At 43.5% G+C, this 12,425-nt stretch carries 13 protein-coding genes; 1 reads left to right on the top strand and 12 read right to left on the bottom strand.

The features are described 5' to 3' along the window. Nucleotides 1-8 precede the first annotated feature (8 nt). The 5 genes from R7M72_RS11720 to R7M72_RS11700 all read right to left on the bottom strand — a co-directional run bounded on the left by R7M72_RS11720 (nucleotide 9) and on the right by R7M72_RS11700 (nucleotide 4,339). On the bottom strand, nucleotides 9-482 hold the full coding sequence (locus R7M72_RS11720) for a response regulator (protein ID WP_053303110.1): 474 nt from the start codon (nucleotides 480-482) through the stop codon (nucleotides 9-11). Beyond that, nucleotides 469-1,806: an ATP-binding protein gene (locus R7M72_RS11715; protein WP_005389108.1), complete on the bottom strand. Its 1,338-nt coding sequence runs from the start codon at nucleotides 1,804-1,806 to the stop codon at nucleotides 469-471. Before R7M72_RS11715 ends, R7M72_RS11720 begins: the two co-directional genes overlap by 14 nt. 3 nt (nucleotides 1,807-1,809) lie before the next feature. After that, nucleotides 1,810-3,228, bottom strand: a complete 1,419-nt coding sequence (locus tag R7M72_RS11710; RefSeq protein WP_054576918.1) for an SLC13 family permease — start codon at nucleotides 3,226-3,228, stop codon at nucleotides 1,810-1,812. Nucleotides 3,229-3,476: 248 nt separating this feature from the next. Continuing rightward, the gene (locus R7M72_RS11705; RefSeq protein WP_017820619.1) at nucleotides 3,477-3,941 is read right to left on the bottom strand and encodes a GNAT family N-acetyltransferase; all 465 of its coding nucleotides are present in this window, start codon (nucleotides 3,939-3,941) and stop codon (nucleotides 3,477-3,479) included. A gap of 35 nt (nucleotides 3,942-3,976) precedes the next feature. Next, nucleotides 3,977-4,339 (bottom strand): hypothetical protein, encoded by a 363-nt coding sequence (locus R7M72_RS11700; RefSeq protein WP_054576919.1) that lies wholly within the window; start codon nucleotides 4,337-4,339, stop codon nucleotides 3,977-3,979. Nucleotides 4,340-4,818: 479 nt separating this feature from the next. On the opposite strand from R7M72_RS11700, the gene R7M72_RS11695 reads away from it, so the two are divergent. After that, nucleotides 4,819-5,376, top strand: a complete 558-nt coding sequence (locus tag R7M72_RS11695; RefSeq protein ID WP_054574115.1) for a DUF3750 domain-containing protein — start codon at nucleotides 4,819-4,821, stop codon at nucleotides 5,374-5,376. 51 nt (nucleotides 5,377-5,427) lie between these two features. Here R7M72_RS11695 and R7M72_RS11690 read toward each other — a convergent pair whose 3' ends face one another. The 7 genes from R7M72_RS11690 to R7M72_RS11660 form a co-directional block, all read right to left on the bottom strand. Then, nucleotides 5,428-7,005: a sensor domain-containing diguanylate cyclase gene (locus tag R7M72_RS11690; RefSeq protein WP_005389121.1), complete on the bottom strand. Its 1,578-nt coding sequence runs from the start codon at nucleotides 7,003-7,005 to the stop codon at nucleotides 5,428-5,430. Nucleotides 7,006-7,189: 184 nt separating this feature from the next. Next, entirely contained in the window at nucleotides 7,190-7,660 is a 471-nt protein-coding gene (locus R7M72_RS11685) for a heme-degrading domain-containing protein (protein WP_054576920.1), read from the bottom strand. Continuing rightward, a complete protein-coding gene (locus R7M72_RS11680; RefSeq protein ID WP_054576921.1) occupies nucleotides 7,657-8,697 on the bottom strand; it encodes an oxidoreductase in 1,041 nt (346 codons plus the stop codon). Before R7M72_RS11680 ends, R7M72_RS11685 begins: the two co-directional genes overlap by 4 nt. Before the next feature lie 11 nt (nucleotides 8,698-8,708). Beyond that, on the bottom strand, nucleotides 8,709-9,482 hold the full coding sequence (locus R7M72_RS11675; protein ID WP_053306490.1) for a DeoR/GlpR family DNA-binding transcription regulator: 774 nt from the start codon (nucleotides 9,480-9,482) through the stop codon (nucleotides 8,709-8,711). Nucleotides 9,483-9,659: 177 nt separating this feature from the next. Further along, the gene (locus R7M72_RS11670) at nucleotides 9,660-10,502 is read right to left on the bottom strand and encodes a phosphate ABC transporter substrate-binding protein (protein WP_213896343.1); all 843 of its coding nucleotides are present in this window, start codon (nucleotides 10,500-10,502) and stop codon (nucleotides 9,660-9,662) included. Continuing rightward, nucleotides 10,492-11,112 carry an OmpA family protein gene (locus R7M72_RS11665; RefSeq protein ID WP_053303115.1) on the bottom strand — a complete coding sequence of 207 codons (621 nt, stop codon included), beginning with the start codon at nucleotides 11,110-11,112 and terminating at the stop codon, nucleotides 10,492-10,494. The genes R7M72_RS11670 and R7M72_RS11665 overlap by 11 nt, the downstream gene beginning before the upstream one ends. Next, nucleotides 11,105-12,418: a TolC family outer membrane protein gene (locus R7M72_RS11660; protein ID WP_005377756.1), complete on the bottom strand. Its 1,314-nt coding sequence runs from the start codon at nucleotides 12,416-12,418 to the stop codon at nucleotides 11,105-11,107. The genes R7M72_RS11665 and R7M72_RS11660 overlap by 8 nt, the downstream gene beginning before the upstream one ends. Between the last annotated feature and the right edge of the window lie 7 nt (nucleotides 12,419-12,425).

Below are 12,425 nucleotides of genomic sequence, written 5' to 3'. Positions count from 1 at the left end.
GCCCCCTATTAACGTAGGCGTTCAAACACCACACTCTGATCTAAATGTTCGTGATACTGAGTGTAATCTAAGCCCACATCAAAGATATATTGGGTCACCAGGTTTCTAACGCACTCTATTAATTGGCTTGCTTGCCATGGTTTTTCAAAGTAGCGGTCAATGCCTGCGGAGTTGATCGCATTAATCGTATCGGTGTGCGTCGCTTGCCCGGTAAGAAGCACTTTCCTCGTAAAGCCAAAACGACCGTCTTTTGATACATCGGTCAGCAGTTCTACTCCCGTTTTACCTGGCATCACATGATCGGAAATAATCAATGCGATCATCTCGCCTTCTGCATCAAATTCATCCATCAGTTCTAGAGCCTCACCTGCTGATTCGCAGTCTTCGATATTCAACCATTGATTTAACGGCTCTAAATCTTGTAGAACCGCGCTTAGTACCTCTCGTTGGTCATCAACGCAAATTACATTAAGCTTCTCCATGTTCACCCTCTACTGGTAACTTGATTCTAAAAATCGTTTTTTCACTGTCGCTCTTTACCACAATAGAGCCGTTATATCCGGCGATAATGCGCTTCACAATCGACAGACCTAACCCTAAACCAAACGACAATCCTCCCTTTTTAGTGGTGAAGTTTGGCCGGAAAATTTTTCTACGTGTCGCTTCATCAATTTCTGGTCCGTTGTTAGCAATCGTGACCAAAATTTTACCCTTACTCTCCCGAGTATGTATTTCGATACCGGGTTTCTCCGTTTCACCAAGCGCATCGCACGCATTCTTTAAGATATTTACCCAAACTTGGACGAGTTCGGTTTGAGAACCAATAAAAGCAGGTAAATCCGCAGGGCTAAAACGAACACTCACTCGTCTTAAGTCACTTTGCAATAGAGCCAAGGCGCGATTGATTGAATCATTGATGTTAATCGCTTCATCCAAGTCGATATCCGTGCGCCCCAATTGTTTTACGGATCGCACAATGCCAACGGTATGTTTAGAAGCGATGCGTAAGTCATGGAGATCTCGCCCCATTTGCCAGAAACGTATCGCTTCTTCTGGTCTTTTTAGCCAATGTTCCGAAAGGAAATTATTTGGAACGGCACGTGCAAGATCACGAGCAACCTCCTTGGTTAAACCGTAGTATTTTTCGAAGTGGCGCCCCCGCTTTCTCGCTTCGCTAGAAGAGACTTTCTGCCCTTGCATTAAACCAAAATCAAAAAATTGACTCGCTTCCGGATGAACTTCTTCAAGCAGTTCCATGATAACTGTCTCTAGCCGTTCTGATTTACTGCTTACAACGCCTATCGCATTGTTCAACTCATGAGCAATACCCGCTGCAAGCTGCCCCAACGTTGTCATTTGCTCTGCGGTATGAAGCTTTTGTAGTGCTTTTTCTTTAGCCAATGCCTCTTGCATTGCGCGCCGTTGACGACGAGATAATTCGTTAACCATCACAGGCATAAATTGTGTCGTCAATGGTCCGTATGTCGCCTCTTCCACGGCAGGCGTATCACGCTGTATCCAAGCCAATTCAACATCTGTTTGAGCAATCACTGTCGAAGAGGCAGTCCACGTACCAGAAAAGAAACTATGTACGCCAATAAACGCACCTTGAGACGCAGAAAATACCTGAATCGGTTTCTTGTCATCTTCCGCGTAATAGCCCGCAAGTTCTCCCGACAGCACATAGTACAAGCGATCGTTGTAGCCAGCTTGCTCAATAAGCACCGACCCGGATAGAACCGTTAATCGGCGTTCAAGGTGATTAAAGTAGCGTTGTACTAACGCGTCTAACTTCGTTTCGTACATGGGTTATCCAATATGCCCAACAGTATGTAAAATCCACACCATCACAAAGCTGAGTAATACGCCAATCACGCCTAGCACGGCACCGATACGAGCCATTTGGCCGCTCTCGACATGCCCTGTTGCATGAGCTAACGCGTTTGGTGGCGTACTGATTGGTAACGACATACCGAGTGAAGCGGCAAATGTCACGACCAAGATCAGAGTAACTTCACCGCCGAGAGGCGTTAACGAAGCCATAGAGGTACCTAACGCAGCCATAATCGGCATCAGCAAGTTTGCGGTGGCTGTATGCGACATAAAGTTTGCCATTAACAAGCACAAGAAAGCCGCACCAAACAAGACAACATATGGCGAGAACTGATCAAACGGAATGCTGTGTACCACCAGCTTCGCAAGCCCGGTTTTATCTAGAGCAAGGCCCAGAGCAATACCGCCTGACACCAACCAAAGCACATCCCAAGAGATTTTCTTCAAGTCTTCTTTGTTGATGATGCCCGTCAATGAGAACACTGCCACCGGAATTAATGCTACTGTGTAAGAATTCATTCCATGTGCAGAACCCATCAACCAAAGAATAATCGTGCCGGCAAAGGTGACGTAAACCATTATTGCTTTGGGTGTTTTCAAAAACTTGCTTTTAATGTTCAGATCGATGGTGGTTTGTTCGGCTTTATACAAAAAGCCAATCAGAAACCAGGCTAACGCCATCATCACGATAACGAATGGCACACCAAATACCATCCATTCACCAAACGTAATTAAGTTGTCACCAACCAAATATTTTAGGGCGATGGCATTCGGTGGCGTGCCGATTGGAGTACCAATGCCACCAATGTTGGCCGCAACAGGAATACACAAAGCGAATGCAATTCGACCTGGGTCTTTAGGCCCGAAAACCGCTATCACAGGGGTTAAAATGGACAACATCATCGCTGTTGTTGCGGTGTTTGACATAAACATGGAAAAAACAGCGGTGATCAGCATCAACCCCAGCATAACGAACTTTGGTTTTTGTCCAAATGGTTTGAGTAACACTCGGGCTAAGTTGACATCTAACCTGTACTTTGTCGCCGCCATAGCCAAAAAGAAACCGCCGAGGAAGAGCATGATAATCGGACTAGCGAAGGTCGCCATTATCTCGTTGTATTGTAATAGCTCACCAAAATGTGGCTGCCCTTCTTGCAAACGAAAGAGCACAATACCTTTATTTGATACAAGCAATAGCTCTAGGACAATGATCACAACCGACGTGGCGTAGATTGGAATTGGCTCGAATACCCAGCAAAGTGCGGCAAGCAAGAAGATTGCAATCACTCTTTGCTGGATGATAGTAATGCCATCAAATGGGAACGCAGAGAGAGGCATTAACCAAACAAGCAATGGTATCAATGTTGGAACAACGTATTTGAGATAAGGGCGCATAGTACTACTTCTCTTCCTGAGATGGTTAGCCAGACACATTTGGCGTTTGGAACGCTATTACCCGCCGCAAAACCAAAACTTTCAGACTGTTTTTAAGCCTTCAGAGACGAAATGCGGTAATGGCGTTCCAGAGAAGATTATGTACACTGTTTTCAAACAAAACATTGGTGCGAGATCAATGAACTCGCTTTCACATTGGAAAACATTTTATATCTGTGTTCAAGCTCACTAAATGCTCACTATTTAAGTTAAATATACTTTTCCATCATAAAGTTAGTTAAGGTTTCTCCCCTAACCTCAACACGTTGTCGAGACTTAACTGTGAAACCCATTTTCTCGTAAAAAGGTCGGGCGGTAATACTCACTTCAGAATACAGTCGTTTTATCCCCTGTACTTTCGCCTGTGAAAAAAGAAAAGACATCAAATCACGACCAACACCTTGTCCTTGGTATTCATGATGGCAAAAGAAATGATCAATCAAGCCGTCACCTTGCAAATCACAATAGCCAACGACCTGCCCTTCTATCTCCGCGACATAGGGTTGAATATCGTCCATTTTGCGTTGCCACACATCGAGGTCAAAATCTGATGGTGCCCAAGCGGAAACTTGTGATTCCGTGTAATCGCGACGATTAATGATTCGCACAGTATGGTAAAAGAGTGCCCACAGTGTTGGGGCATCCTCGGTGCGATAGCAGCGTATTGAGAGCATCAACTTCCTCATTCCTATTCAATAAATACTAAGCATTAACGCAAAGTGATACTAGTGAACTCATTATTTTCAATGCCAATCACTAAAGGCTTCCCAATCTGATCACTGTTCATCAATACGGTTGTATTCAGCTCTCGGCTTGATCTGCGTATATTGCTTTTTCTTATGATATGAATATTCACAATATAATCGGAATACTCCTTTGTGATTCCGCCGGAAAATTCTACGTGCTCACTTTCATTGTCTCGGACAACATGAAATTTTCGATTGGCTTGAATATCAGTACTGATGGAGGAGTCACCATAGTTCAGCACAACGGACGTTGGTTCGCTATCTTGATTGGCAAAACAGCTAAATGCGAACATGCTTAATGCGAGTATACTTTTTGATTTAAACATTAATTATTCTATTTCTAGTTATTTTTCTGCTATTTGCATGACCAAACAGCACTTGTTCTGTGAGCGCCTATTGTGCCATAGCTGAACGCTGACTCTAAACGCGCAAAAAGATGAGCGATGAAAATTCCGTCCAAAACAAGCAAATGTGAGACAATGTGAGGGTCCCAAACTCACTCAACCAGTCAAAGGCCACTGTAAACCTCTGTTTTTTTATGCTTTTAATTCATGAGACCGTGTAAGGAATACATACAACCTCTTACTTTTTCATACGCAACTAGACGAATCGTTCGAGAAATACGGCATCGTCTATGCCACATGTTACAAATCGGCTTACCTTATTATTACGTATGAACTGGAATTATGGCACTAACTTCCCTCTCTCTTTTAATAAGGAGAGGATTTCAACAATCAGACTTGCCACGTTTTTATAGCTAAAATCAGTAGAGCGTTACCAACATCGGTTGGTCTAGGAGCAATAAATGAAAGACCTTCTCAACTTTACTCACCTTGTAAAAATTGGGTTCATGTCAATCGCGGTTATGCTGGGTGGATGCACTCAAGGAGATTGGCGTACTGCTAGCAGAGAACCTGCGGGTATCGCACCCGACCCTTCTAATGTTAAGCATGCTGTGATTGAGTTTTACGCCGCAGATGCGTTTGGTTGGCGAGGCTGGTTTGCTGTTCATACATGGTTTGCAATAAAGCCTGAAAATGCGAACGAATATACAGTGTATGAAGTAGTCGGCTGGAGAGTGAATCGCGGACAACCCGCTCTATATCAGTACCAAACTGGGACGCCAGATCGATATTGGTATGGTGCAAAACCAGAAAAGATCCTCTCCATACAAGGTGAAAAGGCCCGCCAGCTTATACCTAAAATACAAAGTGTTATTAACCAATACCCTTGGGCTGAAGAATATACGCTGTTTCCAGGGCCAAATAGCAATACATTTCCGGCTTGGGTGGGTAAACAAATTCCAGAGTTAGAGCTAAACTTGCCGTTTCGCGCAATTGGTAGCGGTTACGCCAGCGATTAACAGCAAAGGTTAGTCACTGGCTAGTTTTATGTTCAGCATAAAGCGCAATATCTATTGTGCGTCGTCACCCAACTCCGTTCTATTTCTTCCATTATGTTTCGCTTTATACAGTGCATTATCGGCGTCTTTCATTACCGCTTCAATTGGTGTGTCATTGCCTTTCCAGTGAGAAACGCCCAACGAAACCGTGACCTTACCAACCACCTGAAAGTCATGTTGTTCCACGTTGTGTCTAATACGCTCTGCAACATCCATAGCGTGGTTTACGTCTGTTTTTTCCAAAAACATCATAAACTCTTCACCGCCAGAACGACACAGGTGATCATTAGAGCGAGCTTGGTCTTTCATTAACTGCGCAAACTCTCTAAGTAAGTTGTCACCCACGTCATGGCCATAGTTATCGTTTACGCTCTTAAAGTGGTCAATATCTAGCGCCAAAACAGAGAACGCGGTATTTTCCTGCTTAAACAAACCAAGAACTTTATCTAATCCACGTCGATTCAATAATCCAGTCATCGAATCTGTTAATGTATCCAGTTGCAGCTTATCAATGGTTTTTGACACGATACCAAATGCTTTAAGAAAACTAAGCTTCAAATGTGAGACCTCAAAATACCAAGACTTAACCAGTTTGAGGTCATCGATAGATGATGAATGTTCTTCGACACCTCGCACAGCACCAGCTAACTGCCAAAGTGGTCTAGAAATAAGAAGGGACAAGAACCAAATTAGTAACAAAGTTAATAAACCAATTGGAATCGACTTAAGGAAAACATTCCACATCTGTTCATCTAGCACAGATAACGTCATCGATTTCGGGCGCTGAGCAACAATTCCCCATCCTGATGACTTTACTGGTGCATAACCAGCAAGCATTTCGACGCCGCGAGAGTTAACAATTTCTTTGTTACCGCTCTGCCCCATCGTCACCGCTTTGATTGCCTCATTATCGTCGATTACTTCACCAACTCTCGACTGATCTGGGTGATAAATCAGAGTGTTACTCTCATCGACAACGTAAAGGAAAGAACCATCTTTGTATGCGTGCTGGCTGAGTAACTCTGCAAGAATATTTTCTTTTTCTAGATAAATAGTGCCGCCGATATAACCTAAATATTCATTAGATTGAGAAAATATAGGGTATGAGATGGTTAACAAGTAATTTCCAGCTGGCGATATAAATGGTTCAGTAACAACCGGTGCTTGAGCGTTTAAAGACTGGCGTTTTCTTTCACCCACTAACCTTACACCTTTCACCTGAAGTGTTTCAGGGGATACAGAAATAATAACCCCTTTTGCATTAACGACAACCACAGAGTTAAATGATTTGGTTTGCGTTCTTAATCTCTCAGCCTCTTTATCAAGAAGCTGAGCGTCATGCATCTTGTCTTTTAGCACGTTCGCACTGTATTTTAGCTGCGACATTGAGCTTTCTATGAAAGAGTCTGTCATTTCAGACATTTTTTGGGCGTAAACACGGTTTGATTCTAACGTGTTATTGATGATGAGATCCCTTTGAACACGATAAATCGAGTAGAATGCGTTGATCAAAGTGACAAGCACACTGAACACACATAGGGTGACAATAAGATTTCTAAGATTGAGTTTTTCTTTTCTTCTAAAAGACATTGCCAATGGCCAACTTTGAAGGCTTTCTATATAAATGAGCGTATAGGTTATATGAAATTGATTTGATTTTCAGGTAGTAAGTTGGGATCAATGTTAATATTTGCTCACATTAAAGAACACTTTATGAGCTAAAAAGAGAATTCAGTAGCACGATAAAGAACCGTGCTACTTTCATATTTGGCGTTTAAGAGGATTTTGTCTCTGTCATCGTTTTTAATATATCCACAACTAGCTGATGATCATCTAACTGCGGTAAACCCGATACCGTCACAACCCCAACTAAACCAGACCCAGAAAGCCGAATTGGGAACGCGCCACCATGAGCACAGTACTCACGAGCATCGAGATGAGGCTGATTTTCGAAATCACGTTGCTTTTGCTTGTTGTACAGAGAAAGATAGTAAGAGCTGTGGCCATACCTCAATACTGAGTTTCGCTTCCTACGGACCCAATCTAAATGATCAGCACAGGTTCCTGCCATCGCGTATTGAAATAGCGTTTGTCCAAAGCCGTAAACCTCAATAGCAATAGCCGCGCCGCGAGCTTCAGCCTCTTCTTTTAGAGCGAGGCCGATAGACCACGCAATATGGTGATTAAATTCCGCCGACTGAAGTTCATGCTCTTGCCGGGCCACGAGTTCAAGCGTCAAACTCATGGTTTCACCTGAATCGTTTTACCCGTTTTACTGCTTTCCAATGCCATCTCAATCAGAGCGATATTCTGTACTGCTTGAGCGGCAGGGACCGGGTTATCAGTGCCCAAGCGAATGGCGTCTGCCACACCAACAAAGTAAGCTTGGTACGCGCCTCTCTCCGTTTTGATAGTTTGCGCACCGTCTTCGTCGTAACGGACGCCGTATAACGCCTCATCTTCTTCCGACCAAGCATCGTTTTCCGGCAAACGGCCTTCTTTTAAGTAGCCCTCTTGAGGATCTAATCCAAACTTTTCATATTTAGCTTCCGTACCCAATACTTTGTAGCGGAGATTCGGCTCTGGGCTATACAAGTTTGAATGCAAGTGCACAATATGCTCAGGGTAATGAAGTATCAAGTTGTAATAATCAATCGTCGTCGCACCCGGGCGCATCATTCGACATTGTGCGTCTATCGCATCTGGCAAGCCAAACAACACCAATGCTTGATCGAGAAGATGAGGAGCAAGGTCGAATAAAATACCACCGCCATCTTGAGCCTGCTCTCGCCAGCGTTGACGAACTTCAGGACGGTAACGGTCAAAGTGTGACTCAAACAGCTTTATATCACCTAACTTACCTTGTTCGATAAGAGATTTAACCGTGAGAAAGTCTCCATCCCAACGTCTATTGTGAAAAACGCTCAGCACCAGACCTTTCTCTTCGGCTAATGCGATAAGTTCATTACCGTCTTCTATCCGAGTAACAAACGGTTTCTCGACGATGACGTGTTTCCCATTGTTCAACGCACGCTTTGAAAGTTCGTAATGTACGTCATTTGGCGCAGTAATGATTACGAGCTCTGCATCACTATCATCGAGTAAAGTATTCGCATCAGAAAACCACTTAGCATCTGGCCAATCATTTTGAACCGCCTCCTGTTGACGAGAGCTTATCGCGCTCAGCGTTAAATTTGGTAGCGATTTAATGAAGGGTAAATGAAACGTTTTTGCTGAATATCCGTAACCAATCACAGCGGTTTTTACGGGATCGTAAGCCATTGTAAGATTCCTTATTTCGGTGATACAACAATACATTCAATATCATTGTGATCGAGGAGTTGTTGAAAATCTGATTGAGGGGGATGGTCTGTAATAATGATGTCGATCTTTGACAAATCACATACGTGGTGGAAATTGTCGCTACCAATTTTTCGGGATTCACAAACGACGATGACCTGCTGAGCTTGAGCAATCATCGCTTGTTTCATTGTTGCTTCTAACAAACTATTTGTTGTCAGCCCTCGGGATGACAACGCACACACGCCAATGAACGCTTTGTTCACGTGATAATGCTGCATTTGCTGCTCTGCTTGCGCCCCTAAAACTGCTCTGGCATAAGGGTCAAAGTGTCCGCCTAAGAAATAAACGTCCATTGTGTCGTTTGTCTCAGCAGCGGTCAGCACATCAATGCTGTTAGTAACGACGTTGAGCTTGTTTTCTCCACAACGCGCTTTTCCTGCATAGAGTGGGAGCAGAGATAAAATGGTGCTGGTATCAATAACAAGATGGTCGCGCTCATCCAACAACGCTGCGGCAGATTGAGCCAGTCGATGTTTAACGTCACTCACGGGTCGACTCGCGTATGCCTCGGTATGGGAAGAGATCGGCGCAAGCATGACACCACCTCGTATTCTTTGTAACCCAGGTTGCTGACTCAACTTAACTAAGTCTCGGCGAGCTGAATCTCGCGAGATACCAAAGTACTCACAAACTTCAGACAACGTTACTTTGTTTTGCTGCTCCAGCTTCGCTCTGAGCGCTACGAGTCTTTCTTCTTGTGTCATAACTTAAATTCACTTAAGTAGTTTTAAGTAAACTTGCCACAATGATAGAAAAATTACCAACAAAACCACTTACAACCAACTCAATTGACCAAAGGTTAACCAAAGATAAATGAGCAGCAAGGCAAACTTCCTAGAGCGGTACGTTCACTCAAGCCCACATAGTTAGGCGTATGAAGTTTATTTATACCCGTTTAAAACAACTGGCTCATCTAGCCCTAACTTCACCCTATTTATTTTAATAAGCGCTTTTGGTAGTGGAATAAACCCAGCATTTCGTACCTGTTGTGTATTGTTGTCGGTTGTAAGGAGTTCAAATAGCTTTGATTTTTTGATCTTCTGATTAGTGTCGAATTGTTTATTTATATAAACGTAATAGACCACGGAAAATGGATAGCGAAGAGAATAGATGCAATCTGTGCTCAAAGAGCATGAGTCATCGTTATGATGAACAGAGAGAGCCTTGTAGCTCGACCACTGTTCTGAGTATTTAAAATCGGAGTATCGCATATAAGCTTTGGCTGACAAGTCGTCGCTTAAAGCCCGTTTCAATCGGTCTTCATCAAGCATTTGAATCGATGATTGACAACCATTAGAGCTCACATCTGGGTTACTTAAACGCATCTCCCCGAAAGCATACGTATTTGCATCACAGCGTTTCAATTCACTAACGGAAACACTATCTACCGTACTCTTTTGACTATTGATTACGACAATAGCGTTTGCCATTAAAAACAAACGTGTAGGCCTGTGGCCTCTTTCTCGTTGAAATCGGGAGATGTTTTCATCTGACCATTTCTTAGATGTGATCGCAATAGAGGCTCCGTCATTTAGCATGTCGTTAAAACCACCAGACTGAGATGCAAGCGCTACATTTACACTTGGCTCATCTATCAATGTTTCTATCGTTTCTAGTATCTCTGGTTCGACAAAAATCGATGTTCGAGCCTCAGAGTCAGCAAATGCCAGCGGTGAAATCAAACATGAAGTTAGAGCAAGGAAAGGCAAGACTTTAATTTTCATAATTCAGCTCCAACTTCGAATTAGGTGTCAACTCGCTGTCCGAACTAAATATAGTCCACGCTTGTTCAGTACTTTCAGCTTTCGTGTTTACAACAGCAATTGTGCGCCTTTCCCGTTTTTTTAGTTGTACCGTCAATGCCGTATTCTGATAAAACTCTTGCTCTTCAATTCGATTATCTTGAATGCCGTTTCTCACTAGCAATTCTCGTATAGCTGCCGTCCTTTTCTTTGCCAACGCTTTGTTGTATTCGAGTGACGCTTCAGGGCTTGTGTCTCCTATCAGTATGACTTGCGCATTTGGGTTACTCTGAAGCAGTGCTTTCAACTCGCTTAGCGGCATATCATGAGATGGCGTTACCTGATGCTCATCCATCGCAAAGAAAAAGCTGATCAGGTGTGTCTGCGAGTCGTTGACCCAATTCGCACAGCCTTCACTGTCAACAACCACACCTTTTGGCGTATCTGCGCAGTTATCTCGTTGGTTTATCACGCCATCACTATCATTGTCTTTAAGGTCGTTGTACTGGTAAGTGGTCAACGTCGTATTCGGTGATTCAGCACAGCCTGCTAACATGAAAACTAGAAGACTCGTCACTGCGAATTTATCCATTATTGTTCTCCTTCCAGTTCTCTGGATACTCAACTCGCAACGCATAAGTCAGAATCCCCATCGAGTTGAATAAACGGTAAGTGGCAACCAAATGATCGTACTTTGTTCGGGTGTAGTTCCGTCTCGCAACAAACGTTTCAACTTTGGCATCTAATACATCTAACAAACTGCGTCGCCCTACATTGAACTGCTGGATGTACCCTAATTCAGTTACTTTCGCCGCATCAACGTTGACTTTTAAAAACTCCATTTGCTGTTGAAGCAATGTATGTGCGTCCCATGCCAGCCTTACACCTTCATTCGCATCTAGTTCTGCATTTGCTCGAATAGCCCTCGCCTCCTCTACTCGCCAGGCAGATGACTCCACTCGGGAGTCTGTAGAAAAGCCGTTAAAAAGATCGTAGTTGACCGTCAGCATAACCTTTGCATCTTCGTTAATGCCTTCAATATTATCCACGTTGTCTGTTTTGTTGGCTGACAGCTCAAGCTTGAGCTCTGGGTAGTAATCCCCCTTTTCTCTTTTTACTTCATGTCGAGCCGCCTCTAAATCTTTCATCGCCGACTGTATGGATGGGTGCAACCTAACCGCTTGTTTGAGTGCTTCGTCAAGCTTATTCGGAAGCAATTCCTGCGGGTAAACAGGCTCAACTAAGTTTTGCGGCGCTCGACCAACCAAACGTACAAATCTTGTTCTAGCATCGGAAAGATTGTTTTGGGCGGCAATCAATGAGGACTGTGTTGTCGCGACACGCGAAGAAACCTGCGCTAAGTCGGAGTTGCTGGTTAAACCTTTTTCTTTTTTATCTAGAATGAAACGGTAGATCTCTTGGTGTTCATTTAGGTTTCTTTCTGTCAGTTTCATCAACTCTCGGGCATGTAAAACATCCACATACGCTCTGACAGTATCTAATGCAACATTTTCCGCAGATGCCAATAAGTCCAAGCGTTCAGCTTCAGCCTCGTAAGATAGGCGATCAACATCAGCACTTGTTTTAAATCCATCAAATAACAGTTGGGAGATTCTTACGCCCATCTCCGTTCTTTCTAATGTTCTATCTTCACTGTCGATGTAGTTTCCGTTGTTATATCGAGTACCTTCGTACCCTGCTGCTGCATACAAATTAACCTGAGGAAGAAATGAACCATTTATGGCATTTCGGTCTCGTACCATCGACTCATAGCGAGAATAGCGAGCAAGCAAACTGGGGGAGCTATCGAGAGATAACGTAACTGACTCTTCTAAAGTCAAAGCGTTTGGCGACGATGATACTGCAAACAAGACCAATAACGTTGATTTAAGCCGCATCTTATAT

Origin of the sequence: Vibrio sp. YT-18 (assembly GCF_033337345.1) — a bacterium.
In the GTDB taxonomy this organism is placed as follows: domain Bacteria; phylum Pseudomonadota; class Gammaproteobacteria; order Enterobacterales; family Vibrionaceae; genus Vibrio; species Vibrio alginolyticus.
Note: the sequence above shows the minus strand (reverse complement) of the source record. Positions and strands in the feature narration are given on the sequence as shown.

Excerpts from the sequence above, each read along its gene's own strand:
- R7M72_RS11705 (WP_017820619.1), bottom strand. The coding sequence starts at position 3,941 with ATGCTCTCAATACGCTGCTATCGCACCGAGGATGCCCCAACACTGTGG.
- R7M72_RS11690 (WP_005389121.1), bottom strand. The coding sequence starts at position 7,005 with ATGTCTTTTAGAAGAAAAGAAAAACTCAATCTTAGAAATCTTATTGTC.
- R7M72_RS11660 (WP_005377756.1), bottom strand. The coding sequence starts at position 12,418 with ATGCGGCTTAAATCAACGTTATTGGTCTTGTTTGCAGTATCATCGTCG.
- R7M72_RS11685 (WP_054576920.1), bottom strand. The coding sequence starts at position 7,660 with ATGAGTTTGACGCTTGAACTCGTGGCCCGGCAAGAGCATGAACTTCAG.
- R7M72_RS11710 (WP_054576918.1), bottom strand. The coding sequence starts at position 3,228 with ATGCGCCCTTATCTCAAATACGTTGTTCCAACATTGATACCATTGCTT.
- R7M72_RS11695 (WP_054574115.1), top strand. The coding sequence starts at position 4,819 with ATGAAAGACCTTCTCAACTTTACTCACCTTGTAAAAATTGGGTTCATG.
- R7M72_RS11665 (WP_053303115.1), bottom strand. The coding sequence starts at position 11,112 with ATGGATAAATTCGCAGTGACGAGTCTTCTAGTTTTCATGTTAGCAGGC.
- R7M72_RS11715 (WP_005389108.1), bottom strand. The coding sequence starts at position 1,806 with ATGTACGAAACGAAGTTAGACGCGTTAGTACAACGCTACTTTAATCAC.
- R7M72_RS11720 (WP_053303110.1), bottom strand. The coding sequence starts at position 482 with ATGGAGAAGCTTAATGTAATTTGCGTTGATGACCAACGAGAGGTACTA.
- R7M72_RS11700 (WP_054576919.1), bottom strand. The coding sequence starts at position 4,339 with ATGTTTAAATCAAAAAGTATACTCGCATTAAGCATGTTCGCATTTAGC.
- R7M72_RS11675 (WP_053306490.1), bottom strand. The coding sequence starts at position 9,482 with ATGACACAAGAAGAAAGACTCGTAGCGCTCAGAGCGAAGCTGGAGCAG.
- R7M72_RS11670 (WP_213896343.1), bottom strand. The coding sequence starts at position 10,502 with ATGAAAATTAAAGTCTTGCCTTTCCTTGCTCTAACTTCATGTTTGATT.
- R7M72_RS11680 (WP_054576921.1), bottom strand. The coding sequence starts at position 8,697 with ATGGCTTACGATCCCGTAAAAACCGCTGTGATTGGTTACGGATATTCA.